Source organism: Geodermatophilus sp. SYSU D00779, assembly GCF_054050595.1.
Genome location: NZ_JBJGZQ010000003.1, coordinates 99,415 through 125,396, shown reverse-complemented (window position 1 = coordinate 125,396; position 25,982 = coordinate 99,415). Strand labels below are relative to the sequence as shown.

Below are 25,982 nucleotides of genomic sequence, written 5' to 3'. Positions count from 1 at the left end.
CGGCGTGAGCGACTCCCGCGCCGTCCTGGTCACCGGTGGTTCCCGCGGCATCGGCCGCGCGATCGCGCACGCCTTCGCCGCCGCGGGCGACCGCGTCGCGGTGCACTGGGGCGCCTCGCGGGAGCGCGCCGAGGCGGTGCTCGCCGAGCTGCCCGGGAACGGGCACGTGCTGGTGCAGGCCGACCTCGGCGACGCCGACGCGGTGGGCCGCATGGTCGACGAGGCCGCTGCGGCACTGGGCGGGCTGCACGTGCTGGTCAACAACGCCGGGGTCTTCACCGCCCACCCGCCGCTGTCGGTCTCCTACGAGGAGTGGCAGGCGGCCTGGTCCCGGACGCTGGCGGTCAACCTGCTCGGCGCGGCCAACGCCACCTTCCGCGCCGTGCCGCACCTGGTCGCCGCCGGTGGGGGTGCGGTCGTCAACGTCTCCAGCCGCGGCGCGTTCCGCGGTGAGCCGGACACCCCCGCCTACGGCGCGTCGAAGGCCGGGCTCAACGCCTTCGGCCAGTCGATGGCGATCGCGCTGGCCCCGCACGGCATCTCGGTGGGCACCGTGGCCCCGGGCTTCGTGCAGACCGAGATGGCCCGCGAGGTGCTCGACGGACCGGGCGGGGACGCCGTCCGCGCCCAGTCGCCCTACGGCCGGGTGGCCCGCCCGGAGGAGGTCGCCTCGGCGGTGCTGTGGCTGGCGTCCCCGGGGGCGCGGTTCAGCACCGGGACGATCATCGACGTCAACGGGGCCTCCTACCTGCGCAGCTGACGCACACTCGGCCCATGGCCCTGCTCCTGCCCCGCCGCGCGGGCCGGCGCACCAACGTGGGCCTGCTGGCGTTGCTCGTGCTCGCCGGCGGCACCGGCGTGCTGGCCTTCGCCGTCGGGGCGCCCGGCCCGGCGCGGCTGGTGGTCGCGGTGCACGGGGCGGCCGGGCTCGGGTTGCTGCTGCTCGTCCCGTGGAAGGCCCTCGTGGTGCGGCGGGCGTGGCAGCGCCGTCCCGCCGGCAGCGGTGGCGTCTCGCTCGGGGTGGCGACCCTGCTGACGCTGGTCACCGGCGTCCTCCACGCGGGAGGGGGAACCGGGCCGTGGTCCTGGTCGGCCGGCGTTCCGGTGCTGCACGTCCACGTCGTTCTCGGCGTGGCCACCGGCGCCCTGCTCGTCGTCCACGCCTGGGGACGACGGCAGCGACCGCGGGCCACCGATCTCGGCCGGCGCAGCCTGCTGCGGGCCGGTGCGCTGGGCGCCGGCGCGGGAGCGCTGTGGGGCGCCGGCGAGGGGCTGCTGCGACTGACCGGCGCACCGGGCGCCCAGCGCCGGGCCACGGGTTCCTTCCATCGTGGCACCGACGACCCGGCGGCCATGCCCGTCACCCAGTGGATCTCCGACGTGGTGCCGGACTCGCCCGCTGCCGTGCTCGTGCTGGCCGCTGCCGGTCGGCGGGTGCGGGTGCCGGTCGCCGACCTCGACCGGGGGGACGTCGTCCGTGCGGCGCTCGACTGCACCGGCGGCTGGTACGCCGTCCAGGACTGGCGCGGCGTCCGACTGGACCGGCTGCTCGCCTCGCTGGACCGGGAGCTCCCGGACGGCGGCAGCGTCGACGTCGTCTCGGTCACCGGGTTCCGGCGCCGGCTGCCGCTGTCCGAGGCGCGCGGGCTGCTGCTGGCCACCCACGCCGCGGGCCGGCCGCTGTCGCCGGGACACGGCGCACCGGTGCGGCTCGTCGCCCCGGGACGGCGGGGCTTCTGGTGGGTGAAGTGGGTGGCGCGGGTGGAGGTCGTCGACGCGCCGTGGTGGCTGCAGTCGCCGTTCCCGCTGCAGTGAGTCAGCTCAGGGTCTGCAGCCAGTTGGTGAGCAGCTGGGCGCCGGCGTCCCCGGACTTCTCCGGGTGGAACTGGGTGGCCGACAGCGCACCGTTCTCCACCCCGGCGACGAACCGGTCGCCGTGCTCGGCCCAGCTGACCAGCGGAGCGGCCAGCGGGGACGGCACCCCCTCGGTGCCCAGCGGGAAGGAGCGCACCCCGTACGAGTGCACGAAGTAGAAGCGCTGGTCCTCGAGCCCGTCGAACAGCACCGTCTTCTCCGGTGCCTGCACGGTGTTCCAGCCCATGTGCGGCAGCACCGGCGCCTGCAGCTGCTCGACCACGCCGGGCCACTCGCCGCAGCCCTGGGCGTCGTGGCCGTGCTCGACGCCCCGCTCGAAGAGCACCTGCATGCCCACGCACACGCCCAGCACCGGCCGGCCGCCGGCCAGGCGGCGGCCGATCACACGCGGCCCGTCGACGGCCTTGAGACCCGCCATGCACGCCGCGAAGGCGCCGACCCCGGGGACGACCAGGCCGTCGGCCTCGAGGGCGGCGTGCGGGTCGGCGGTCACCGTGACGTCGGCACCGACGCGGGTCAGTGCGCGTTCGGCCGAGCGGAGGTTGCCCGAGCCGTAGTCCAGGACGACGACCTTCTTCACGGTTGCCACGGTACGTGGGAGCAGCCGCGCGCCCGGCGGGATTCCCGCAGGTGGGGTGGCGGACGTCGCACGCGTGGGTCCGGGAGGGTGGCTCGATGGAGCGCTACGAGCACCACCCACTGTCTCCCGCGGGAGAGGTCGACCAGTGGGATGATCTCGCGGCCGGGCTCCGTCACAACCGGGCCGGTAAGCGCCGGGCCTTCCGCATGCTGCTCGCCCTCGCCGTCGTCCCACTCCTCGCCACTCCGGTCGTCCTGCGCGCGTGAGCAGGACGACGGGTGTGGGCGGGCCTTCCCCGGCCACCCCGTCACTGTCGACGCGGCGGCCCGACCGCCGCCACGTCGTCGATGGCACGTCCACACCGCGGACGCCGTGCGGGCGGCGTCAGCGCCTGCGTCAGGGGCTGCGGTCGATCCGTGGACGAGCCGCCGACCTGCGGATTCGTGTCGCTCACCCCTCCCCAGCTCGGGACAGACGCTGGTCCAGCGGGCCCGCCTTGGCCTCGTACACCTGCCGCGGCGCGGGGCTCCGCGGGTTGGGGAGCGGGACGAGCCCGAACAGGTCGTCGTAGCCGTACCCGCACCCCGGGCCGGCCCTCGTGCAGGGTCTCGGCCCACGCGTGTCAGGGACGGGGAGCACGGGGGTCCTTCGCCAGTCCCCCGCGCCCAGCGCCGGGGCGCGCTCGAGGACCGCGGCCACGGTCGGGTCGGCCGGGACGACGTCGAGGAACCGGCCCTCGGCGCTCACACCAGCCGCAGGACGCCCGACGCCGTGGCGAGCACCGCGGCGATCAGCAGCACGACGGCGAAGGCGACCTGCGGGCCCGTCCGCCCCTTCGTGTCGTGGTCGGCCTTCCAGATGCTCCACGCGCCGCCGAGCAGGAAGCCGCCGAGGACGATCAGCAGGACCGCGAAGGTCATCCCTGCTACAGAGCGCCCTTGGTGGAGGGGACGTCGTGAACCCGCGGGTCGATGGCGACCGCGGCCCGCAGCGCCCGAGCCAGCGCCTTGAACTGGCCCTCGACGATGTGGTGGGCGTCGCGGCCGGCGTAGAGAACTCGCACGTGCAGGCTGATCCGCGCGTTGAACGCGAAGGACTCGAGCACGTGCTTGGTGAGCGACGTCGGGTAGTCCGGCCCGATCATCGGCGTCATGTCGTCCGGCTCGGAGTGCACGAAGTACGGCCGGCCGGAGAGGTCGACGGCGGCCTGCGCCAGCACCTCGTCCATCGGGATCGTCGCGTCGCCGTAGCGGGTGATGCCCTTCTTGTCCCCCAGCGCCTGCGCGAAGGCCTGACCGAGGGCGATGGCGACGTCCTCCACGGTGTGGTGGGCGTCGATGTGCAGGTCGCCGTCGGCCTGCACGGTGAGGTCGATGCCGCTGTGCTTGGACAGCGAGGTCAGCATGTGGTCGTAGAAGCCGACGCCGGTGCTGATCGAGCTGGTGCCGGTGCCGTCGAGGTCCAGCTCGACGACGAGCTTGGTCTCGCTGGTCTCGCGCTCGACGCGCGCAGTGCGGCTCACTTCTCCTCCTCGCTGGCGCTCGTCGGCGGCGTTCGCCGGCTCGCGGTGTCCACGCGTGAGCTCGCAGGCTCGCTCACGGGGACGAGTCTCCCAGGTGCAGGTCGGCGACCACCTCACCCAGGGTGGTGCGCCACGTCTGCCGGCCGGCGCCCATCACGCGGCACCCTGCTCGCGGACGACCTCACCCAGCGCGGTGAGGAAGGCATCGGTCTCCTCGGTGGTCCCGGCCGTGACCCGCAGCCAGCCGGGCAGGCCGACGTCCCGGACGAGGACGTCGTGCTCGAGCAGCGCGCGCCACACGGCGGGGGCGTCGGCGAAGTGCCCGAACAGGACGAAGTTGGCGTCGCTCGGGACGCTCGTCAGCCCCAGGCCCGGCAGCGCGGCGACGATCCGGTCCCGTTCGGCCCGGACCGCGTCGACGGTCGCCAGCAGCGCGTCGGTGTGCGCCAGCGCCGTCCGCGCGGCCGCCTGCGTCAGCGACGACAGGTGGTACGGCAGCCGGACCAGCTGCAGCGCGTCGACGACGGCGGGGTCGGCGGCCAGGTAGCCCAGTCGCAGGCCCGCCATGCCGAACGCCTTGCTCATCGTGCGGCTGACCAGCAGCCGCGGCCGGCCGGGCAGCAGGGTGAGCGCCGACCGGGTGCCGGTGCGGGCGAACTCGGCGTAGGCCTCATCGACGACGACCACGCCGTCGGTGGCGTCGTAGATCGTCGCGATCGTCTCGAGCGCGACCGCGGTGCCGGTCGGGTTGTTCGGACTGGTCACGAAGACGACGTCGGGGCGGACCTCGCGCACCTGCGCCGCGGCCTGCGCGGCGTCGATGCTGAAGTCCTCCCGGCGGTGCCCGTCGACCCAGGTGGTGCCGGTGCCGGCCGAGATGATCGGGTGCATCGAGTAGGACGGCGTGAAGCCCAGCGCCGTCCGCCCTGCCCCACCGAAGGCCTGCAGGACCTGCTGCAGCACCTCGTTGGAGCCGTTGGCCGCCCAGACCTGGGCCGGCTCGACCGTCTCCCCGCTGGTGCGGCTGAGGTAGGCGGCCAGGTCGCGGCGCAGCTCGAGCGCGTCGCGGTCGGGGTAGCGGTTGAGCTCCAGCGCCGCGTGCCCCAGCGCCTCGCCCAGGTCGGCCAGCAGCTCCGGCGGCAGCGGGTGCGGGTTCTCGTTGGTGTTGAGCCGGTACTTCACCTGCAGCTGCGGGGCGCCGTAGGGCGTGCGGCCACGCAGCTCCGGCCGCAGCGGGAGCTCGTCGAGGGAGGTCACGCGCCCTCCTCGCCGGTGCTCGTCAGGCGCATGCCCGTGGGTGCCGTGCTGCTGCGTGACCTCGCGAGCTCGGTCACGGCTTCTGCCGGGCCCGGACGGCGGCGGCGTGCGCGGGCAGGTCCTCGGCGCCGGCCAGGGCGTCGATGTGGCCGGCGACGTCGGCGAGGGCCCGCTCGTCGTACTCGACCAGGTGGATGCCGCGCAGGAACGACTGCACCGACAGGCCGCTGGAGTGGCGCGCGCACCCGCCGGTGGGCAGCACGTGGTTGGAGCCGGCGATGTAGTCGCCCAGCGAGACCGGCGACCAGGCGCCGACGAACACCGCCCCGGCGTTGCGCACCCGCATCGCCACCTCGCGGGCGTCCCGGGTCTGGATCTCCAGGTGCTCGGCGGCGTAGGCGTCGACCACGCGCAGACCGGCGTCGACGTCGTCCACCAGCACGATGCCGGACTGGCTGCCCTGCAGCGCGGTGGTGATCCGGTCGGAGTGCTTGGTCGAGGCGACCTGCCCGGGCACCAGGTCGAGGACGGCGTCGGCGAGCGCCTCACTGTCGGTGACCAGCACCGCGCCGGCCAGCGGGTCGTGCTCGGCCTGGCTGATCAGGTCGGCCGCGACGTGCACCGGGTCGGCGGTCTCGTCGGCGAGGATCGCCACCTCGGTCGGGCCGGCCTCGGAGTCGATGCCGATGAGCCCGCGCAGCAGCCGCTTGGCCGCCGTCACGTAGACGTTGCCGGGCCCGGTGACCATGTCGACCGGCTCGCAGGAGCCGGCGCCGTAGCCGAAGACGGCGATCGCCTGCGCCCCGCCGACGGCGTAGACCTCGGTGACGCCGAGCAGCGCGCACGCGGCCAGCACGCCGGGGTCGGGCAGGCCGCCGTGGTCGCGCTGCGGCGGGGAGGCGACCGCGATCGACTCCACCCCGGCGATCTGCGCGGGGACGACGTTCATCACGACGCTGGACAGCAGCGGCGCCAGCCCGCCGGGCACGTAGAGGCCGACGCGGCGCACCGGCAGCCAGCGCTCGGTGACCGTGCCGCCGGGGACGACGTCGGTGGTCACGTCGGTGCGGCGCTGGTCGGCGTGCACCGTCCGGACGCGGGCGATGGCCTCCTCGAGGGCGGTCCGGACGGCCGGGTCGATGCCGGCGAGCGCGGCGTCGATCGCCTCCTGCGGAACGGCGAAGTCCTCGAGGTCGACGCCGTCGAGCCGGGCGGTGATCTCGCGGACGGCCTGGGCGCCGCGCACCCGCACGTCCTCGCACAGCGGCCGGACCGTGGCCAGCACCGAGTCGATGTCGGTGGCGGCGCGGGGCAGCAGGCCGGCGAGCTCACGCACCCCCGGCAGGGCGGATCCACGCAGGTCGATGCGGGCGAGCACGGGCGGACCTCCGGTGCGGGGACGGAACACCCCAGGGTAGCCGCCGGCGGTGGGCGCCCCGGCGTGCTGCCCCGTTCGGCGACCGGGCCCACCCGTAGGCTCGCCAGCCGTGGACGTCATCCCGCTCTTCCCGCTGGGGACGCCGCTGTTCCCCGGGGTGGTCCTGCCGCTGCAGGTCTTCGAGCCGCGCTACCGGCGGCTGGTGCACGACCTGATGGAGCGCCCGGAGGGCAGCACCCGCTGTTTCGGCGTGGTGGCCATCCGGCAGGGCTGGGAGGTCGAGGACGTCGCCCCGGCCGAGGCCCTCTACGACGTCGGCTGCACCGCGCGGCTGCAGACCGTGCGGCCACAGCCGGACGGCGGGTTCCGCATCATCACGATCGGCGGCGACCGCTTCCGGCTGCTCGACCTCGTCGTCGGCGAGGAGCCGCCCTACCTGCAGGCCGAGGTCGAGTGGCTGGCCGAGGAGGAGGCCGCCGAGGAGGCCGCCGGCGACCAGGAGGGCCTGGCCGCGCCCGGCGGGTGGCCGGCCGACCCGCAGCACGAGGACCTGGTGTCGGAGGTGGCGCGCGGCTCGATGGAGGTGCTGGTGCGCGGGGTGGGCGACCTGTTCGGCCGCTACGTCACCGCCGTGGCCACCCTGACCGGGGACGTCGACGGTGAGGAGGCCGACACCTCCGATCTCCTCGAGGCCGTCTCGGGCGAACCGCGGGCGCTGTCCTACCTGGTGGCCTCGGCGGCACTGCTGACCACCGAGGACCGGCAGGAGCTGCTGGCCGAGTCCGCCACCCGCCGGCGGCTGCAGACCGAGTCCCGGCTGCTGCGCCGCGAGCTGACCCTGCTGGAGACGATCGGCGCGGTGCCCGCGCCGCTGCAGAGCTTCACCGGTCCGCGCAGCGTCAACTGAGCGGACCCCGTCCCCCTCTCACCGTAGGAGGCCCCCGTCCTGCCCCCCTCGGCGCAGGACCCCCGGAGGGACCCCGTCCTCCCCGCCCTCCGCGAGCTCAGGACGGTGCCCTGGACGGGGCCGTCCGACCCGCTCGCAGGCTCGCGGCGAGCCTCGGGGCGGGGCCTACGCGGGACGGGGCCGGGAGGGGTGGCCGTCCGGGCGTCACCTAGGAGTGCAGGGCGTCCTCGGCGGCCGTGGTCTCGGGCGCCGGGCGGCCGGCGTGCGGGGCGGCCGGTACCGGATCGGGCCGGTCCAGGTCCTCGGAGGCGGTGACCAGCGCGGAGACCACGTAGCCCAGGACGGCGAGGAACGGCGCCACCGCCAGCGCCGCGGGCGAGCCGAGCCGCAACGGCGTGGTCACGCGGGTGCCCACGGCGGCGAGCTCGGCCGGCGAGGGACCGGCGCCGAGCAGCTCGCCGAGCCGCCAGGCGGCGAGCGACGCCAGCGCCGTGCCGAGGGCGAGGGCGAGCACGGTGGCGACCCCGCGCCGGCGTCGCAGGCGCCAGGCGGCCAGCCCGGCCACCAGCCCGAGGCCGGCCAGCACGAGGGTGAAGACGCCGTCGTCGGCGAAGGGCAGCTCGGCCGACGGGTGCCCGACGGGGACCGGGCCGTCCGCGGTGACCTCGAAGGTCGCCCGCGGCGCCAGCGCCCACCAGAGCAGCCCGGCAGCCACCCCCGCCAGGAGCAGCACACCGACCAGCACGAGTGCACCGCGCAGATCGGCGCGCAGCTCGGCCCGGCCGGGCCACCGGGCACCGGCTCCCCAGCGGGCAGGGGGGACGGGGGGCGGCCCGGCCGGAGCGGCTGCGGAGGTGCTGTCCACGACCCCAGTCAACCCCGCGGGGCCGGGCGTCTCATCCCCGGCGGCCGGGTGCCCGCCCCACGCGCCGCCCCGGCCCCGTCCCGGGCAGGCCCGTGCAGAGGCTCGCCGCGAGCCCGCGAGCGGGTCGGACGGCCCCGTCCAGGGCACCGTCCTGAGCTCGCGGAGGGCGAGGAGGACGGGGTCCCTCCGGGGTCCTGCTCCGGAGGGCGGGGAGGGCGGGGTCTTCCGAGGGCCCTCCTCCGAGGCGTGGGGAGAGGGTCGTCCCACTCACAGCAGGGCGACGCTGGTCGGGCCCAGCAGCGCCTTGATGTCACCCATCAGCGCCGTGCTGGGCCGCACCCGCAGGCCCTGGTCGAGCCGCAGCACGGTCTCCCGGCCGCCGTTGAGCAACTTGAGGTGGACCTCGGTCGTGCCCGGGTGGCTGCCCAGGACCTCACGCAGCCGCTCGACGACCGGCGGGGTGCAGCGGGCCGCCGCCATCGAGACCAGCACCGGGCCGCGAGCACCCTCGGTGAGCTCGGGGATGGTCACCTCGGAGCCGAACAGCGAGGGCTGGTCGTCGCGGCGGCTGATCCGGCCCTTGACCACGACGATCTGGTCGCGGACGACCTTCTCCGAGACCTCCGCCCACGTCTTCGGGAAGAACAGCACCTCGATTCCGGACTCGAGGTCCTCCAGGGTCGCGATGGCCCACGGCGCGCCCTGCTTGTTGGTGCGCGGGGCGACCGAGGTGAGGATGCCGGCGATGGTCACGTTCGCGCCGTCCTCGACGCCGCCGGCGTTGATCTCGGCGATCGGCGTGTCCGCGTTGGCCGCCAGCACGTGCTCCACGCCGTGCAGCGGGTGGTCGGAGACGTAGAGGCCGAGCATGTCGCGCTCGAAGACCAGTCGCTCGGACTTCGACCAGTCCGCCGTGGGGACCGCGATGTCCAGCGCCCCGCTGAACGGGTCGTCGCCGCCCTCGTCCCCGAAGCTGCCGAAGAGGTCGAACTGCCCCTCGGCCTCCTTGCGCTTGAGCGCCATCGCCGAGTCGACGGCCTGGGCGTGGACGGCGACGATGCCCTGCCGGGAGTGCCCCAGGGAGTCGAAGGCCCCGGCCTTGGCCAGGGACTCGATGACCTTCTTGTTGCAGGCGACCGTGTCGATCTTGCGCATGAAGTCCGCGAAGTCCTTGAAGGCGCCCTTCTCCTCGCGGGCCCGGCGGATCGAGTCGACGACGTTGTGCCCGACGTTGCGCACCGACGCGAGACCGAAGCGGATGTCGGTGCCGACGGCGGTGAAGTCCCAGGACGACTCGTTGACGTCCGGCGGGAGCACCTTGATGCCCATCCGCCGGCACTCCGCCAGGTAGATCGGCCGGCGGTCCTTGTCGTCGCCGACGCTGGTGAGCAACCCGGCCATGTACTCGGCCGGGTAGTTGGCCTTCAGGTAGGCGGTCCAGTAGGACACCAGGCCGTAGGCGGCCGAGTGGGCCTTGTTGAACGCGTAGTCGGCGAACGGGACGAGGATGTCCCACAGCGTCTTGATCGCGGCGTCGGAGTAGCCGCGCTCCTTCATGCCGGCCTCGAAGCCGACGAACTCCGCGTCGAGGACCGACTTCTTCTTCTTGCCCATCGCGCGGCGCAGCAGGTCGGCCTTGCCGAGGGAGTACCCGGCGACCTTCTGCGCGATCGCCATGACCTGCTCCTGGTAGACGATCAGGCCGTAGGTCGTGCCGAGGATGTCCTCCAGCGGCTCGGCCAGCTCCGGGTGGATCGGCGTGATCTCCTGCTGGCCGTTCTTGCGCAGCGCGTAGTTGGTGTGCGAGTTCGCACCCATCGGGCCGGGCCGGTAGAGCGCGCCGACGGCGGAGATGTCCTCGAAGTTGTCCGGCCGCATGAGGCGCAGCAGCGAGCGCATCGGCCCGCCGTCGAACTGGAAGACACCGAGGGTGTCACCGCGCGAGAGCAGCGCGTAGGTGGCCGGGTCGGTGAGGTCCTTGCTGATCTCGTCGAGGTCGATCGGCTCCTTGCCGTTGGCGACGATGTTGCGCAGCGCGTCGTCGATGACCGTGAGGTTGCGCAGGCCCAGGAAGTCCATCTTCAGCAGGCCGAGCGTCTCGCAGGTCGGGTAGTCGAACTGCGTGATGATCGCGCCGTCGGCCTCGCGCCGCATGATCGGGATCGAGTCGATCAGCGGGTACCGGCCGATGATGACCCCGGCGGCGTGCACGCCCCACTGGCGCTTCAGCCCCTCGAGCTTGCGCGCCTGGTCGACGACCTCGGCCGCGCCGGGGTCGGACTCGTAGCGGGCGCGGAACTCCGCGGCCTCCTTGTACCGCGGGTGCGCCGGGTCGAAGATCCCCGACAGCGGGATGTCCTTGCCCATGACGGCCGGGGGCATCAGCTTGGTCAGCTCGTCGCCGACCGAGAACGGCCGGTCGAGCACGCGGGCGGCGTCCTTGATCGCGGCCTTGGCCTTGATGGTGCCGTAGGTGACGATCTGGCTGACCCGCTCCTCGCCGTACTTCTGCGAGACGTACTGGATGACCTCGCCGCGGCGGCGGTCGTCGAAGTCGATGTCGACGTCGGGCATGGAGACGCGCTCGGGGTTGAGGAACCGCTCGAAGATCAGCCCGTGCGCCAGGGGGTCGAGGTCGGTGATGCCCATGGCGTAGGCGGCCAGCGAGCCCGCCGCCGAGCCACGGCCGGGGCCGACGCGGATGCCGTTGTCCTTGGCCCAGTTGATGAAGTCGGCGACCACGAGGAAGTACCCCGGGAAGCCCATCTGGGTGATGATCCCGACCTCGTAGTCGGCCTGCTTGCGCACGTGGTCGGGGATGCCGTTCGGCCAGCGCTTGTGCAGGCCGCGCTCGACCTCCTTGACGAACCAGGAGGTCTCGTCCTCCCCCGGTGGCAGCGGGAACCGGGGCATCAGGTCCGCGCCCTCGGTGAAGCCGACCTCGCACTGCTCGGCGACCAGCAGCGTGTTGTCGCAGGCCGAGGCGAGCTCGTCGGTGAACAGCGCACGCATCTCCGCGGCGCTCTTCAGGTAGTAGCCGTCACCGTTGAACTTGAAGCGGTTGGTCTCGTTGAGCCGCGACCCGGTCTGGATGCACAGCAGGGCGTCGTGGGCCTCGGCGTCCTCCTTGTGCGTGTAGTGCAGGTCGTTGGTCGCCAGCAGCGGGATGCCCAGCTCGCCGGCGATCTGCATCAGCTGCGGGCGGGTCTTCTTCTCGATGGCCAGCCCGTGGTCCATCAGCTCGGCGTAGAAGTTCTCCTTGCCGAAGATGTCCTGGAAGTCGGCGGCGGCCTGGCGGGCGCGGTCGTACTTGCCGGCGCGCAGCCACATGTTCACCTCGCCCGACGGGCAGCCGGTGGTGGCGATGAGGCCCTTGCCGTACTGCTCGAGCAGGTCGCGGTCGAAGCGCGGCTTGCGGTACTGCCCCTCGAGGCTGGCCATCGAGGAGATGCGGAAGAGGTTGTGCATCCCCTCGGTGGTGCGCGCCAGCAGCGTCATGTGCGTGTAGGCGGCCTTGCCGCGCGAGGAGCCGCCCTCGCCGTCCTCGTCGATGAGGTTGTCGCCGAAGTCGAACGGCGCGCGGTCGAAGCGCGAGCCGGGCGTGTAGTAGCCCTCCATGCCGATGATCGGCTTCACGCCGGCGGCCTTGGCCTGCTTGTAGAAGTCGTAGGCGCCGAAGACGTTGCCGTGGTCGGTCATCGCCAGCGCGGGCATCCCCTGCTCGGCGGCGGCCTTGGTGACCTCCGGGAGCTTGGCTGCGCCGTCGAGCATCGAGTACTCGGTGTGTACGTGGAGGTGCACGAACGAGTCGGACGACGGGGTGCTCACGGGCGTTGGTGCTCCTCACGGGTCGTGCGTGCCCGGCCGTCGGGGATCCGGCGGGCGACCGGCGGGGAAGACCGGCGGTGCTGTGGTCCGGGGGCGGGCCGGGGGGTGACCCGATCCTCGCACCACGGAGGTCTACTCCGGGGGACCGACAGGAAGGTGTCTCGCCACAGGCGGACCGATCGGTCACACGAGCGGGCGCCGCATCGTGACGTGGGCGATGCCCGCCTCCTCGTACACGCCCCCGACGGCGGTGTAGCCGGCCCGCTCGTAGAAGCCCCGGGCCGGCAGCTGGGCGTGCAGCTCCACCTCCGTCAGGCCCAGCGCGACGGCCTGCCGGTGCAGCTCGGCGAGGACGGCGGCGCCGTACCCGCGCCCGCGGGCCGCGGCGTCGACCGCCATCCGGCCGATCACCGCGCGCCCGTCGCGGACCAGCAGCCGCCCGGTGGCCACCACGCGCCCCGCGTCGTCCTCGGCCAGGGCGTGCACCGCGGTGGCGTCGTGCGCGTCCTGCTCGATCTCGGCCGGCACGCCCTGCTCCTCGACGAAGACGCGGGTGCGCAGGGCGGCCACCTGCGGCCAGTCCGCGGCCGTGGCCCGTCGGGCGGTCACGCCGGCCGCCGGACGACGTCGGGCAGCGCGGACGTGGGCACCAGCAGGAAGCGCAGGTCGATCAGCGCGTGCAGGACGACGGGCAGCAGCAGCGACCCGGTGCCCAGGTAGAGGCCGGCCATGACCCCGCCCAGGACGCCGGTGGTCACGATGCCCGCCACCCCCTGGTAGGCGTGCGCCAGCCCGAACGCCAGCGCGCCGATCGCGACCAGCGCCGGCGTCGGCAGACCGCCGCCGACCGCGGCGACCACGGCGAGCAGGAACCCGCGGTAGAGCCACTCCTCGCAGACGCCGGCGGTGACCCCGACCAGCGTGAACAGCCGCCGCTCCGCCGTCGTCCGGGGCAGCAGCGCCAGGGTGGCGTGGACGGCCGGCTCGGCGTGCCGCCCCTCCCCCGGCCGGCGCAGCTCGGCCGCCGCCCGCGCCAGCCCGCCGGAGCGCAGCGCCCGCGTCGAGACGACGACGAAGCCGAGGACCAGCACGGTGGCGGCGACGGCGACGGGGCCCGGCCACGACCGCGGCCAGCGCAGGCCCACGGCCGCGGCGTCCACGTCGGGCGCGGACAGCCACACGACGAGGGCGAGCGCCGCCAGCCCCCACTCGAGCACCAGCAGCCGGCCGTAGAAGGCCCGCCGGGCGCCGTCGTCGGTGCGCAGCCGGCCCTCGAAACGGCGGTGCAGCACGTGGCCGACGAACGGCTCGCCGACCACCAGGTAGCCCGCGACGGCGACCGCGGACAGCGCGGCCGGGCCCCAGTCGGCCAGCGAGCCCGGCAGCCCGGCCGTGGTCACGGTCGAGCTCGCAGGCTCGCTCGCACCGGCGTCAGGACTCGGCGCGCAGGATGTCGAGCGCGCCGGCCAGGTCGGGCGGGAAGGGGCTGGTGAACTCCATCCAGTGACCGTCGGCCGGGTGCGGGATGCCCAGCCGGGCAGCGTGCAGCCACTGCCGGGAGACGCCCAGCCGGGCGGCCAGCGTCGGGTCGGCGCCGTACATGGTGTCGCCGACGCAGGGGTGGCGCAGCGCCGCGAAGTGCACCCGGATCTGGTGGGTGCGGCCGGTCTCCAGCCGGATGTCGACCAGGCTGGCGGCCGGGAAGGCCTCGACCACCTCGTAGTGGGTCACCGACGGGCGCCCGCCCTGGACGACGGCGAACTTCCAGTCGTGCCTGGGGTGCCGGTCGATCGGGGCGTCGATGGTGCCGCGCGAGGGGTCCGGGTGGCCCTGGACGAGGGCGGCGTAGCCCTTCTCGACGGTGCGCTGCTTGAACGCGGCCTTGAGCGCGGTGTAGGCCCGCTCGCTCTTGGCCACGACCATCAGCCCGGTCGTCCCGGCGTCGAGCCGGTGGACGACGCCCTGCCGCTCGGCGGCACCCGAGGTGGAGATGCGGTACCCGGCGGCGGCCAGTCCGCCGACGACGGTGGGCCCCTCCCAGCCGGGGCTGGGGTGCGCGGCGACGCCGACGGGCTTGTCGACCACCACGATGTCGTCGTCGTCGTGGACGACGGTCAGCCCGGCGACCGGCTCGGGCAGGGCCGGCTCGCCCGGCGGCGGGGGCAGCTCGACCTCCAGCCAGCTACCGCCGCTGACCCGGTCGCCCTTGTCGCGGACCCGCCCGTCGAGGACGACCGCGCCCGCGTCGGCGAGGTCCGCGGCCGCGCCGCGGGAGAGGCCGAACAGCCGGGACAGCGCCTGGTCGACGCGCTGGCCCTCGAGCCCGTCGGGCACCGGGAGCGCTCGGTGCTGGCCCGCGGGGTTCGTCACGGGGTCCATTCTGACCGTCGCGGCGGGAGGGCCGGTGCAGCACCGCCAGCACGCGGCGCGTGCACCCGCGCGCCGCCCCTTCAGCCGCGCGCCGCGGCGTCGTCGCCGGTGCCCCCGCCGCTGCCGCGGGTGCCGTCGAACTCGATGCCGCGCAGCGCGAGGACCACCCCCAGCACACCCCCGCAGACGATCGCGGAGTCGGCGACGTTGAACACGGGGTAGACCTCGCCGTCGGGCGCGAACACCGAGATGAAGTCGACGACCCCGCCGCGCAGGAAGCCCGGCTCGCGGAAGACGCGGTCGACGAGGTTGCCGACCGCCCCGCCGAGCACCAGGCCGAGCGCGACGGCCCAGCCGGTGGAGAACAGCCGGCGCGCCGTGCGCACGATCACCACCGCGACGACGACCGCGACGAGCGTGAAGACGACGGTGAAGCCCTCGGCGAAGGAGAACGCGGCGCCGGTGTTGCGGGTGTGCGTCAGGTACAGCGCCCCGCCGAGCAGCCGGATGTCGGCCCCGCGCTCGATCGTGGCGACGACGAGCAGCTTGGTGACCAGGTCCAGGGCGAGCACCGCCAGCGCGAGCACGAGGAGCAGCCGGGTGCGGGGACGCCGCCCCGGGGTGCCGGTCGCCGCGACGGCGCCGTCCCGGGGGTCGCTCGGATCGGACAGGAGGGCTCCTCGGTCGATGGCCTGGCGGGGCCGGCGCGGCCGGTGGGCGCCGTCCCGACCGACCATAGCCGCGGGGGTGGAGCCTCCCTGCCGCGCACCCCGCCGGGCCGCAACTCGGAGGCGGTGTGATCCATCTCATGACGGTGTGCGACACATCTCACCACGTGGGGTGACACGTTGAGGAGCGAGCTGGCCGATGTTGGGAGAGCAGCATTTCTCCCCGAGCAGGGAAGGCCCCCGTGTCCACCGATCTCGCCCCGGCCACCGACCCCGACGTAGTGCTCGTGGGCGGTGGCGTCATGAGCGCGACCCTCGCGTCGCTGCTCGGCATCGTCGCCCCGGACTGGAGCGTCACCGTCTTCGAGTCCGGACCGGCGGTCGCCGGCGAGAGCTCCGGCCCCTGGAACAACGCGGGCACCGGACACGCGGCGCTGTGCGAGCTCAACTACACGCCCGCCGGCAAGGACGGCTCGGTCGACGTCTCCAAGGCCGTGACGATCAACGAGCAGTTCCAGGTCTCGCGGCAGTTCTGGTCGCACCTGGTCCGCTCGGGGCTGACCGGCGCACCCAAGGACTTCATCACCCCCGTCCCGCACGTCAGCTTCGTGACCGGCGAGGCCGGCCGCGCCTACATGCGCACGCGCCACGGGGCGATGTCCGCGCAGCCGGTGTTCGAGGGTCTGGAGTACACCGACGACCCCGGCGTCATGGCCGAGTGGCTGCCGCTGATGATGGCCGGGCGCCCCACCGACCAGGTGGTCGCCGCCACCCGCTCGGCCGCGGGCACCGACGTCGACTTCGGGTCGCTGACCCGGCTGCTGTTCGGCGCCGCCGAGGAGCGCGGCGTGCACGTGCACGTCAACCAGCGGGTCACCGACGTCGAGCGGCGGGACGACGGCCGCTGGACCGTGACCGTGCGCGACACCGTCAGCGGTGAGGAGCGCACGGTCCGCACCCGGTTCCTGTTCGTCGGGGCCGGCGGTGGTGCGCTGCCGCTGCTGCAGAAGGCCGCCATCCCCGAGATCCGCGGCTTCGGCGGCTTCCCGGTCAGCGGCATGTTCCTGCGGACCCGCTCCCCCGAGCTGGTCGCGGCGCACCAGGCGAAGGCCTACGGCCAGGCCGCCGTCGGCGCTCCGCCCATGTCGGTGCCGCACCTGGACCTGCGCCTCATCGACGGCGACCACTCCCTGCTGTTCGGGCCCTACGCCGGCTTCTCCCCGAAGTTCCTCAAGGCCGGATCGATGTTCGACCTGCCACTGAGCGTCAAGCCGAACAACCTGAGCTCGATGCTGGGCGTCGCCCGCACCGAGATGGCGCTGACCCGTTACCTGATCGGCGAGCTGCTCCAGACCCGCAGCGCCCGGCACGAGACGCTCACCGCGTTCGTGCCGCTGGCCCAGCAGCAGGACTGGGAGATGATCACCGCCGGCCAGCGGGTGCAGGTCATCAAGCGCGACCCCGCGACCGGCCGCGGCGTCCTGCAGTTCGGCACCGAGCTCGTCGTCGGCGGCGAGGGGACGATCGCCGGTCTGCTCGGCGCCTCCCCCGGTGCCTCGACCGCCGTCTCGGCGATGCTCACCGTGCTGGAGCGCTGCTTCCCCGACCGGATCGCCGCCTGGCGCCCGAAGCTGCAGGAGGCCATCCCCTCCTACGGCCGCCGGCTCAACGAGGACCCGACCCTCCTGGCCGAGGTCCGCGCCCAGACGATGCAGACCCTGGAGCTCAACGGCTGAGTGATCTGTCGGCCTACCGGCCGACACCGCGACCAGGTGCCGTCCCCGGAAGGCGCTGAGCCGCTGCCCGTGTCCCGGCCGGGGACCCTCCGGGCCCCGCGCCCGGTCCACCCCGGCCAGGTGCCGTCCCCGGCAGGCGCTGAGCCGCTCGCCTCTGCCTCGGGATCCCGCGGTGGCGCCGTCCGGGGCAGGGGGTCTTTCAGTCGGCCTCGGACGCGGCGCCGGTCTCGCCGCGCCAGGTGGCCAGCCGGCCGGCCCGGCTGACCGCGCGCAGCCGCCGCTCGGCCTCCGCCCGCGAGCCCCGCGTGGACACCAGCAGCGCCTGGTCGCCGCGCATGAGCCGGGTCGTCGGGCCGGGCACGAACGACCGGCCGTCCCGCACGATGAGCACCACCGCCGCGTCCTCCGGCAGTCGCAGCTCCGGCAGGTAGACGCCGTGCAGCCGCGAGCCCTCCGGCACGGTCAGCTGCATCAGCTCCGCGTCCAGCTCCTCCAGCGGGGCCGCCTCGACCTGCACGTCGCGGGGCGTGACCGGGGTGGCGATCCGCAGGCGCCGCGCGAGCCACGGCAGCGACCAGCCCTGGACGATCGTGAAGACGACGACCAGCACGAAGACCGTGTCGAAGACGGTCCTCGCCCCGGGGACCTGCATGGTCAGCGGGATGATGGCCGCGACGATCGGCACCGCCCCGCGCAGGCCGGCCCAGGAGATGAACACCTGCTGCGCCCACGGGAACCGGAACCACACCAGGCTGGCCACCACCGACAGCGGCCGGGCGAGCAGCAGCAGCGCGCCACCCACCACGAGCGCCGGCCCCACGGCGTCGGACAACCGGCCCGGCGACACGAGGAGACCCAGCAGGACGAACAGGCCGATCTGCGCCAGCGAGGCCATGCCCTCGGCGAACCCGATGCTCGCCGCCCGGTGCGGCAGCGCGGCGTTGCCCAGCACCAGGCCGCAGAGGTAGACCGCGACGAACCCGGAGGTGTGCGCCAGCGACGCCGACGAGTACGCGAGCACGCAGAGCGCCAGCGTCGCCAGCGGGTAGAAGCCGGCCACGGGGAGCGCCACCCGGCGCAGCAGTGCGGCGCCCCCGAAGCCGATGCCGACCCCGATGACGGCGCCTCCGGCCAGCTCGGCGGCCACCTCCAGGCCGACCAGCCACCACGGCAGCGTCGAGGCACCGGTGAGCGACTCGGCCAGCACGGTCACGAGCAGGATGACCGGAGCGTCGTTGAGACCGCTCTCGGCCTCCAGGGAGGCGGCCAGCCGCCGCGGGAGGGGCAGCCGCCGCAGGGTCGCGAAGACCGCGGCGGCGTCGGTGGAGCTGATGACCGCGGCCAGCAGGAGCGCGAAGCCCCAGGCGTAGCCGAGGACCAGCACGCCGACGGCCGCGGTCACCACCACGCTGACCGCGACGCCGACCGTGGACAGCGCGACCCCGGGCCCGATGGCCCGACGGACGTCGCCCCACCGCGTCGTGAGGCCGCCCTCCGCCAGGATGACGACGAGGGCGGCGTACGCCAGCGTGTGGGTGAGGCGGTAGTCCTCGAACTGGACGCCGAGGCCGCTCTCCCCGATGGCCACGCCGAGGGCCAGGTAGAGCAGCAGGCTGGGCAGTCCCAGCCGATCCGCCAGGCGGAGCGCGACGGCCGCCACGAGGACGACGACCGCACCCGCGGCGAGCGCGACGGTGACCGTCGAGTTCACCGCGTGCCCCTGTCCACCTCCGCAGTCTCCCGTACCCCGAGGCCAGTGCCGTCCTGCGACCCGGCGGCCCGGACGGCGGCCGCGGGAACCGGGTCGCGCGGGGTGGGAGAATCACGGCGTGAGCTCACCCGGCCCCTTCCGCGCGCTGCCCCCTCAGGTCGACCTGCCCGCCCTGGAGCAGGAGATCCTGGGTCGCTGGGAGGCCGACAAGGTCTTCGCCCGCACGCTGGAGGCCTCCGCCGACCGGCCGCAGTGGAACGTCTACGAGGGACCGCCGACCGCCAACGGCCGCCCCGGCACGCACCACATCGAGGCGCGCGCGTTCAAGGACGTCTTCCCCCGCTTCAAGACCATGCAGGGCTGGCACGTGCCCCGCCGCGCCGGCTGGGACTGCCACGGCCTGCCGGTCGAGATCGCCGTCGAGCAGGAGCTCGGCTTCGCCGGCAAGCCCGACATCGAGCGCTACGGCATCGCCGAGTTCAACGCCCGCTGCCGGGAGTCCGTCGAGCGGCACGTCGCGGACTTCTCCGACCTCACCCGGCGGATGGGTTTCTGGGTCGACTTCTCCACGGCCTACTGGACGATGGACCCCCACTACATCGAGAGCGTGTGGTGGTCGCTCAAGCAGGTGTTCGAGAAGGGCCTGCTGGTCGAGGACCACCGGGTCGCGCCGTACTGCCCGCGCTGCGGCACCGGGCTGTCCGACCACGAGGTGGCCCAGGGCTACGAGTCGATCACCGACCCCTCGGTCTACGTGCGGCTGCCGGTCACCGACGGCGAGTGGGCCGGCCGGGCCGACCTGCTGGTCTGGACGACGACGCCGTGGACGCTGCCCAGCAACACCGCGGTGGCGGTCAACCCCGACGTCCCCTACGTCGTCGCCCGGCGCGGGGACGACACCCTCGTCGTCGCCGAGCCGCTGCTCGCGTCGGTGTTCGGCGGGACCGACGACGTCGAGGTGCTCGCCCGCACGACCGGCCGCGACTGGGAGCGGGTGCACTACCAGCGTCCCTTCACGCTGGTCGACTTCCCCGAGGGGGAGGACGCGCACTTCGTCGTCCTGGCCAACTACGTCACCACCGACGACGGCACCGGGCTGGTGCACCAGTCGCCCGCGTTCGGCGCCGACGACCTCGCCGTCTGCCGGTCCTACGGCCTGCCGGTGGTCAACCCGATCGACGCGACCGGGCACTTCCTGGCCGACGTCCCCCTGGTGGGCGGGCACTTCTTCAAGGCCGCCGACCCCGCGCTGGTCGAGGACCTGCAGGCCCGCGGGGTGCTGTGGCGCGAGCAGCGCTACGAGCACACCTACCCGCACTGCTGGCGCTGCCACACGCCGCTCATGTACTACGCGCAGCCGTCCTGGTACATCCGCACCAGCGCGGTCAAGGACCAGCTGCTCGCCGAGAACGAGAAGACGCACTGGCACCCCGAGCACATCCAGTGGGGCCGCTACGGCGACTGGCTCCGCAACAACGTCGACTGGGCGCTGTCGCGCGACCGGTACTGGGGCACCCCGCTCCCGGTCTGGCGCAACGACGCCGACCCGCAGCGCATGGTCGTCGTCGGGTCGCTGGCCGAGCTCTCGGAGCTGACCGGCCGCGACCTGTCCGACCTCGACCCGCACCGGCCGTTCATCGACGAGGTGACCTTCACGCGGCCCGGCGAGGAAGGCACCTACCGGCGGGTGCCGCAGGTCATCGACGCCTGGTACGACTCCGGCTCCATGCCCTTCGCCCAGTGGGGCGCGCCGTACCGCAACCAGGCGGAGTTCGAGGCCGCCTACCCGGCGCAGTTCATCTGCGAGGCCATCGACCAGACCCGCGGCTGGTTCTACTCGCTGATGGCCGTCGGCACGCTCGTCTTCGACCGGAGCTCGTACGAGAACGTGCTGTGCCTGGGCCACATCCTGGCCGAGGACGGCCGGAAGATGAGCAAGCACCTGGGCAACATCCTCGAGCCCATCCCGCTGATGGACCGGCACGGCGCCGACGCCGTCCGCTGGTTCATGCTGGCCGGCGGCTCGCCGTGGTCGGCCCGCCGGGTCGGGCACGAGACGCTGTCCGAGGTGGTCCGCAAGGTGCTGCTCACCTACTGGAACACCGCCAGCTTCTTCACCCTGTACGCGGAGACCAACGGCTGGGACCCGGTGGGTGGGCGGGGGGACGGCACGGCCTCGAGCCCCACCCCGGCGCGGGCCGAGCGGCCGCTGCTGGACCGCTGGGCGCTGGCGCAGCTGGCGCAGGTCACCGAGGGCGTCACCGCCGCGCTCGAGGACTTCGACACCCAGGGCGCCGGGCGGCTGCTCGCGCAGTTCGTCGACGACCTGTCCAACTGGTACGTGCGCCGCTCGCGGCGGCGGTTCTGGGACGGCGACCCCGCGGCGCTGGCCACGCTGCACGAGGTGCTCGACGTGCTGACCCGGCTGATGGCGCCGTTCACGCCGTTCGTCACCGAGGAGGTGTGGTCCCGGGCGGTCGCTCCGGGGCTGACGGACGCGGTCGACAGCGTGCACCTGGCCTCCTGGCCGCAGGTGGACGAGGACGCCCGGGACGCCGCGCTCGTCGAGCAGGTGGCGCTGGTGCGCCGGCTGGTCGAGCTGGGCCGCTCGGCGCGCACCTCGGCCAGGGTGCGCACCCGCCAGCCGCTGGCCCGCGCCGTCGTCGCGGCGCCGGGCTGGGCGGAGCTGCCGCGGGACCTGGTGGCCGAGGTCGCCGACGAGCTCAACGTGACCGAGCTGATGGACCTCTCCGCGGTCGGCGGCGACCTGGTCGACGTGAGCGTCAAGGTCGACTTCCGCGCGGTCGGCCGCCGGCTGGGCAAGCAGGTGCAGGCGGTGGCCAAGGCGGTCGCCGCCGCCGACGCGCCGGCCCTGGTGGCCGCCTACCGCGCCGGGACGGCGTCGGTCGAGGTCGACGGGGCACCCGTCCCGCTGCAGGACGGCGACCTGGTCGTCACCGAGACGCCGCGCGAGGGCTGGACCGTCGCCAGCGGCGGCGGGCTGACCGTCGCGGTGGACCTGGAGCTGACGCCGGAGCTGGAGCGGGCCGGTCTGGTCCGCGAGGCCGTGCGGCTGGTGCAGGAGGCCCGCAAGAGCGGCGGGCTGGCCGTCAGCGACCGCATCGAGCTGTGGTGGACGGCGGACGGCTCGATGGCCCAGGCGCTCACCGAGCACGGCGAGCAGGTGGCCGACGAGGTGCTCGCCGTCCGCGTGCACGCGCAGCAGCCCGGGGACGGCGAGGGCGTCGAGGGCCCTGCCGGCTCGCGGTTCTGGGTGGCCCGCGCAGGCGCTTGAGCGGAGCGCCGGACCCCTCCGGGTCGGGGTCCCGCCGCCGAGAGCCCGGTGACGTACTGGAACGGCTCCCTGCAGGGTCCCGCCGCGGCCGTCCCGGGTCCCGCCCCGAGCTCGCGAGGGGTGGGGAGGACGGGGTCCTCCTTCAGTTGTCGCGGGCTGCCCGGCGGCGGGAGCGCTCGGTGTCGGCCAGGTGCCGCACCGGGCGGCAGGTGGCGCAGGGTGTGAAGCCGTCGGTGCGCGCCTCGACCATGGGCAGGCCGATCCCCTCGCGGCCCTCGAGGGACGGGCAGCCGGGCAGGTGGTAGCGCGGGTGCTCGTCGACGACCAGGACCTCGTCGTCGAGGTCCACCACGAGCAGCAGGTCGGTGACCTCGACGTCCTCCTCGCCGGGCTCCCCCGTCGCCGGGTCCGCGGGTGCCTCACGCGGCTCGTGGGCGCCGCGACGCGCCGGCGCGCCGTCCGCGGGGTGGCCGTTGCCGGTGGGCACCGCCGGGAACGCGGACGCCGGCTCGACCGGTGACTCCCCAGCCGGCGCCTCGTCGCTGAGCGGCTCCGGCTCCGGCGCACGCTCGGCCTCCGTCACCCGGACCGCCGTCGCGCCGGCCGGAGGGAGCGGCGCCTCCGGCGTCCGCTCCACCGGCTCGGCGGCCGGGGCGCGCTCCTCGGGCGGCACCGCCGGTTGCCGCGCCGTGCGGCGCACCTCGGGTGCCCGGGAACCGGCCGCGTCCGCCGGTGCAGGGGCCTGCGACGTGCGGCGGTCGAGGTCGTCGGCCTCCCGTGCGGTGCGCACCCGGGCCACGACGAGCAGGGCAGCGGCGAGCCCGCACGCCGCCACGCAGGCCCAGTAGAGCGCCGTCGTGCCGGTGAGGATGCCGCCGACGAAGAGGCCCAGGCCCAGCAGGACCAGCAGACCCGCAGCCAAGACCACGCGCCGACTGTAGCCGGGACCACAGCCGCGGGCCGCCACGGACCCGGGATGAGACGGACCCGGGATGAGACGGACCCGGGATGAGACGGACCCGGGATGAGACGGACCCGGGACGAGACGGACCCGGGACGAGACGGACCCGGGATGAGACGGACCCGGGACGAGACAGGGCCCCCGGACGGTGTCCGGGGGCCCTGTCTCGTCTGTCGGCGGCCCCACCCCGAGCCCTCGCGCAGCGGGGGGCCGGGGTGGCCCCGCCCTGAGCTCGCGAAGGATGGTGAGGACGGGGTCCTCTCTCAGGCGCTGGCGTGCTGGTTCTGCCGGCTGGTGGAGGCCGGCTCCGCCGAACCGCGGCTGTCGAGGTCGCGCAGGTGCGACTCGAGGTAGGAGCGCAGCCGGGTGCGGTACTCGCGCTCGAAGGTGCGCAGCTCCTCGATCTTGCGTTCCAGGCTGCTGCGCTTCTCCTCCAGCGAGCCCATGACCTCGTTGTGCCGGCGCTCGGCGTCCGCGTCGAGCGCGGCGGCCTTGGCGCGGGCCTCGCGCTCCATCGTGTCGGCGCGGGTGCGGGCGTCGTTGACCATCGAGTCGGCGCGCATCTTGGCCTCGCTGACCATCTGCTCGCTCTTGGCCCGGGCGTCGCTGACCATGCGCTCACTGTTGGTCCTGGCCGCGACCACCATCTGGTCGGCCTGGGCCTTGGCCTCGTTGACGTACTTGTCGGCGGTCTCCGTGGCCAGGGCCAGCATGCGCGACGCGCGGGCGCTGTCGTCCTCGCGGACCGGCGGGGGCGGCGGCGCGGCGGCGGGCGCCGGGGCCGGCGGCTCGGGCGCCTCGACGGCGCGCGGGGTGCGCCCGGTCGCGGAGCCCGAGCGCAGTTCGTTGTTCTCCTCGATCAGCCGCGCCAGCTCGGCCTCCACGACGTCGAGGAAGGCGTCGACCTCGTCCTCGTCGTAGCCCCGCTTGCCGATGGGGGGCTTCTTGAAGACGACGTTGTGCACGTCGGCAGGCGTGAGTGGCATCGACTTCACCTCGGGTCGGACAACGGGAACAGGGACGACGTCGGACGAGCGGCGGACGGCTCCGACCGGCCTCCGGGGCCACCGCCCCGGTCAGGGGCAACGGTCACGCGGCGCCGAGCGCGAGGCTGTCCACGATGCCACGCAGGATGTACACGGCGATCAGGAGAACCATAAACGCGAGGTCCAGGCGGATCGACCCCAGGTTGAGGGGCGGGATCACCTTCCGGATCGCCTTGAGCGGTGGGTCGGTGGTCGCGTAGACGACCTCGAGACCCGCCGCCACCAGCCCGGACGGACGCCAGCTGCGCGCCAGCACCATCACCCAGTCGACGACGAACCGTGCGAAGAGCAGCACGAGGAAGACGAGCAGGACCGACGAGAGGATGTTCCAGAAGAGAGCCACGGTCCTCGCTCGTCCAAGGGCACCCGGGGGTGCCGGTCCGGTCCTGCCACCAGTCTCAGGACTCGGCGGCGAAACCACCCTCGCGGATCCGCGCCTTGTCCTCGGCCGTCACGTCGACGTCCCGCGGGCTGAGCAGGAACACCTTGTTCGTGACGCGCTCGATGCTACCGCGCAGCCCGAACGACAGACCCGCAGCGAAGTCGACGAGCCGCTTGGCGTCGGCGTCGTCCATCTCGGTGAGGTTCATGATCACCGGCTTGCCGTCGCGGAAGCTCTCGCCGATCTGGCGGGCCTCGTTGTACGTGCGCGGGTGCAGCGTGGTGATCCGGTAGGGCTGCGGCGCCGGAGCGGGCGCGGGCGCGGGGGCCGGCTCGGGCGCGGCGGCGACCTGCTCACGGACGGCGAGGCCCGCGGCACCCACCGGGCCGGACACCGGGGTCGCCGGGCCGGGGATCGACGCGGAACCGGCGCCGGCCAGCCCGCCGACGCGAGAGGCGGTGGCGCCGCCCGGGCCGGGCGCGAGACCCAGGTTGCGGTTGGCGGCGGGACGCCGCGGCAGCGCGAGCGGCTCGGGGTCCGGCGCCGGCGGCAGGTCGGCGTCGAGGTCGACGTAGTGGCGGTCGTCGGCCCGGAAGTCGCCGTCGCGGTAGTCGGGCTCGTAGCGGTCCCCGACGTCGTAGCGGTCGTCGTAACCGTTGTCGGCGGCGTAGCCGTCCTCGGCGGCGTACCGGGAGTACCGGCGGTCCTCGAGGCGGTCGTAGTGGTCGGCGTCCGCCTGGCGGGTGTCGTACCGGCCGTAGGCCCGGGCGTCGTCGTCCTCCACGAGTCCGAGGTAGATGCCCATCTTCCGCATGGCTCCGGCCATCAGCCCTGCCCTTCTCCGTACGCGCGCGTGGCCACCCGGGCTGCTGGGACCCGTGTGACTGGTGTGACTAGTCCTCCGGGGAGGGTAGGGGCCGCGTCCCGAACAGCGCGGTTCCGACACGCACGAGGGTGCTGCCGGCCGCGACCGCCTCCTCGAGGTCCGCGCTCATCCCGGCGGAGAGGTGGCGCGCCTCCGGGTGGTCGGCCCGGACCCGCTCGGCGAGCGCGGCCAGCCGCGCGAAGGCCGGGCCCGGCTCGGCACTCCGGGGGGCGACCGCCATGAGGCCGCGCAGGACGAGGCCCTCCTCGGTGGCGACGGCGTCGCTCAGCGCGGGGACGTCGGCGGGGTCGGCCCCGCCGCGGGCGGCCAGCTCCCCCTCGGGCCCGCCGAGGTCGACCTGGATGAACACCTCGACCGGTCGACCGGTCTCCACGCCGACCCGCGCGAGCGTGCGGGCCAGCGAGACCCGGTCGACCGAGTGCACGACGGCGCCCAGGCGGGCGACCGCCGCGGCCTTGTTGCGCTGCAGCTGGCCGACGAAGTGCCAGCGCAGCGGCAGGTCGGCGAGCTCGGCGGCCTTGCCGGTGAGCTCCTGGGCGCGGTTCTCCCCGAAGTCGGCCTGGCCGAGGGCGGCCAGCTCGCGGACGGCGGCCGCGGGCCAGGTCTTGCTCACCGCCACCAGCCCCACCTCGGCGGGGTCCCGGCCCGCGGCACGCGCCGCGGCGGCGATGCGGTCGCGGACGGCCTGCAGGCGGTCGGCCGGAGAGGTCACGGC

General features: G+C 74.4%; 23 protein-coding genes. 6 read left to right on the top strand and 17 right to left on the bottom strand.

The genetic code is table 11. From position 1 onward, the window contains the following. Positions 1 to 4: 4 nt before the first annotated feature. Positions 5 to 760: an SDR family NAD(P)-dependent oxidoreductase gene (locus ACI79G_RS03100; protein ID WP_456879603.1), complete on the top strand. Its 756-nt coding sequence runs from the start codon at positions 5 to 7 to the stop codon at positions 758 to 760. 14 nt (positions 761 to 774) lie between these two features. Then, positions 775 to 1,815, top strand: a complete 1,041-nt coding sequence (locus ACI79G_RS03095) for a molybdopterin-dependent oxidoreductase (protein ID WP_456879601.1) — start codon at positions 775 to 777, stop codon at positions 1,813 to 1,815. A 1-nt stretch (position 1,816) separates the two neighbouring features. On the opposite strand, the gene hisH is transcribed toward ACI79G_RS03095, so the two are convergent. Next, entirely contained in the window at positions 1,817 to 2,455 is a 639-nt protein-coding gene (hisH, locus tag ACI79G_RS03090; protein WP_456879600.1) for an imidazole glycerol phosphate synthase subunit HisH, read from the bottom strand. Positions 2,456 to 2,550: 95 nt separating this feature from the next. Here hisH and ACI79G_RS03085 point away from each other — a divergent pair, with 95 nt between their 5' ends. Further along, positions 2,551 to 2,721, top strand: a complete 171-nt coding sequence (locus ACI79G_RS03085; protein WP_456879599.1) for a hypothetical protein — start codon at positions 2,551 to 2,553, stop codon at positions 2,719 to 2,721. Positions 2,722 to 3,198: 477 nt separating this feature from the next. On the opposite strand, the gene ACI79G_RS03080 is transcribed toward ACI79G_RS03085, so the two are convergent. The 4 genes from ACI79G_RS03080 to hisD form a co-directional block, all read right to left on the bottom strand. After that, a complete protein-coding gene (locus ACI79G_RS03080; protein ID WP_456879597.1) occupies positions 3,199 to 3,375 on the bottom strand; it encodes a hypothetical protein in 177 nt (58 codons plus the stop codon). A 5-nt stretch (positions 3,376 to 3,380) separates the two neighbouring features. Next, on the bottom strand, positions 3,381 to 3,977 hold the full coding sequence (gene hisB, locus ACI79G_RS03075) for an imidazoleglycerol-phosphate dehydratase HisB (RefSeq protein ID WP_456879596.1): 597 nt from the start codon (positions 3,975 to 3,977) through the stop codon (positions 3,381 to 3,383). Positions 3,978 to 4,130: 153 nt separating this feature from the next. Next, entirely contained in the window at positions 4,131 to 5,234 is a 1,104-nt protein-coding gene (locus ACI79G_RS03070) for a histidinol-phosphate transaminase (protein ID WP_456879594.1), read from the bottom strand. A 73-nt stretch (positions 5,235 to 5,307) separates the two neighbouring features. Next, on the bottom strand, positions 5,308 to 6,612 hold the full coding sequence (hisD, locus tag ACI79G_RS03065; protein WP_456879592.1) for a histidinol dehydrogenase: 1,305 nt from the start codon (positions 6,610 to 6,612) through the stop codon (positions 5,308 to 5,310). A 109-nt stretch (positions 6,613 to 6,721) separates the two neighbouring features. On the opposite strand from hisD, the gene ACI79G_RS03060 reads away from it, so the two are divergent. Further along, the gene (locus ACI79G_RS03060; RefSeq protein ID WP_456879591.1) at positions 6,722 to 7,519 is read left to right on the top strand and encodes an LON peptidase substrate-binding domain-containing protein; all 798 of its coding nucleotides are present in this window, start codon (positions 6,722 to 6,724) and stop codon (positions 7,517 to 7,519) included. A gap of 208 nt (positions 7,520 to 7,727) precedes the next feature. Here ACI79G_RS03060 and ACI79G_RS03055 read toward each other — a convergent pair whose 3' ends face one another. The 6 genes from ACI79G_RS03055 to lspA all read right to left on the bottom strand — a co-directional run bounded on the left by ACI79G_RS03055 (position 7,728) and on the right by lspA (position 15,319). Then, positions 7,728 to 8,384, bottom strand: a complete 657-nt coding sequence (locus tag ACI79G_RS03055; RefSeq protein WP_456879590.1) for a hypothetical protein — start codon at positions 8,382 to 8,384, stop codon at positions 7,728 to 7,730. Between the two features lie 267 nt (positions 8,385 to 8,651). After that, positions 8,652 to 12,212 (bottom strand): DNA polymerase III subunit alpha, encoded by a 3,561-nt coding sequence (gene dnaE / locus ACI79G_RS03050; protein ID WP_456879589.1) that lies wholly within the window; start codon positions 12,210 to 12,212, stop codon positions 8,652 to 8,654. Positions 12,213 to 12,395: 183 nt separating this feature from the next. Further along, positions 12,396 to 12,821: a GNAT family N-acetyltransferase gene (locus tag ACI79G_RS03045; RefSeq protein WP_456879588.1), complete on the bottom strand. Its 426-nt coding sequence runs from the start codon at positions 12,819 to 12,821 to the stop codon at positions 12,396 to 12,398. Further along, entirely contained in the window at positions 12,818 to 13,612 is a 795-nt protein-coding gene (locus ACI79G_RS03040; protein ID WP_456879587.1) for a CPBP family intramembrane glutamic endopeptidase, read from the bottom strand. Before ACI79G_RS03040 ends, ACI79G_RS03045 begins: the two co-directional genes overlap by 4 nt. A 31-nt stretch (positions 13,613 to 13,643) precedes the next feature. After that, positions 13,644 to 14,591, bottom strand: coding sequence for an RluA family pseudouridine synthase (locus ACI79G_RS03035; RefSeq protein ID WP_456879586.1), 948 nt, complete (start codon positions 14,589 to 14,591; stop codon positions 13,644 to 13,646). A 71-nt stretch (positions 14,592 to 14,662) separates the two neighbouring features. Then, positions 14,663 to 15,319 (bottom strand): signal peptidase II, encoded by a 657-nt coding sequence (gene lspA / locus ACI79G_RS03030; protein WP_456879585.1) that lies wholly within the window; start codon positions 15,317 to 15,319, stop codon positions 14,663 to 14,665. Between the two features lie 173 nt (positions 15,320 to 15,492). On the opposite strand from lspA, the gene mqo reads away from it, so the two are divergent. Then, a complete protein-coding gene (gene mqo, locus ACI79G_RS03025; RefSeq protein WP_456879584.1) occupies positions 15,493 to 16,986 on the top strand; it encodes a malate dehydrogenase (quinone) in 1,494 nt (497 codons plus the stop codon). Positions 16,987 to 17,185: 199 nt separating this feature from the next. Here the strand turns inward: mqo and ACI79G_RS03020 are convergent, their stop codons facing one another. Continuing rightward, positions 17,186 to 18,697, bottom strand: a complete 1,512-nt coding sequence (locus ACI79G_RS03020) for a potassium/proton antiporter (RefSeq protein WP_456879582.1) — start codon at positions 18,695 to 18,697, stop codon at positions 17,186 to 17,188. Positions 18,698 to 18,815: 118 nt separating this feature from the next. Between ACI79G_RS03020 and ileS the strand changes: the two genes are divergently transcribed. Continuing rightward, positions 18,816 to 21,992, top strand: a complete 3,177-nt coding sequence (gene ileS / locus ACI79G_RS03015; protein ID WP_456879581.1) for an isoleucine--tRNA ligase — start codon at positions 18,816 to 18,818, stop codon at positions 21,990 to 21,992. Positions 21,993 to 22,134: 142 nt separating this feature from the next. On the opposite strand, the gene ACI79G_RS03010 is transcribed toward ileS, so the two are convergent. The 5 genes from ACI79G_RS03010 to ACI79G_RS02990 form a co-directional block, all read right to left on the bottom strand. Continuing rightward, positions 22,135 to 22,920 carry a hypothetical protein gene (locus ACI79G_RS03010; RefSeq protein WP_456879580.1) on the bottom strand — a complete coding sequence of 262 codons (786 nt, stop codon included), beginning with the start codon at positions 22,918 to 22,920 and terminating at the stop codon, positions 22,135 to 22,137. Positions 22,921 to 23,216: 296 nt separating this feature from the next. Continuing rightward, a complete protein-coding gene (locus ACI79G_RS03005; protein ID WP_456879579.1) occupies positions 23,217 to 23,939 on the bottom strand; it encodes a DivIVA domain-containing protein in 723 nt (240 codons plus the stop codon). Positions 23,940 to 24,042: 103 nt separating this feature from the next. Further along, positions 24,043 to 24,342 carry a YggT family protein gene (locus ACI79G_RS03000; RefSeq protein WP_091219293.1) on the bottom strand — a complete coding sequence of 100 codons (300 nt, stop codon included), beginning with the start codon at positions 24,340 to 24,342 and terminating at the stop codon, positions 24,043 to 24,045. A 55-nt stretch (positions 24,343 to 24,397) separates the two neighbouring features. After that, positions 24,398 to 25,207 carry a cell division protein SepF gene (locus ACI79G_RS02995; protein WP_456879578.1) on the bottom strand — a complete coding sequence of 270 codons (810 nt, stop codon included), beginning with the start codon at positions 25,205 to 25,207 and terminating at the stop codon, positions 24,398 to 24,400. Positions 25,208 to 25,274: 67 nt separating this feature from the next. Then, positions 25,275 to 25,979 carry a YggS family pyridoxal phosphate-dependent enzyme gene (locus ACI79G_RS02990; RefSeq protein ID WP_456879576.1) on the bottom strand — a complete coding sequence of 235 codons (705 nt, stop codon included), beginning with the start codon at positions 25,977 to 25,979 and terminating at the stop codon, positions 25,275 to 25,277. Positions 25,980 to 25,982 lie beyond the last annotated feature (3 nt).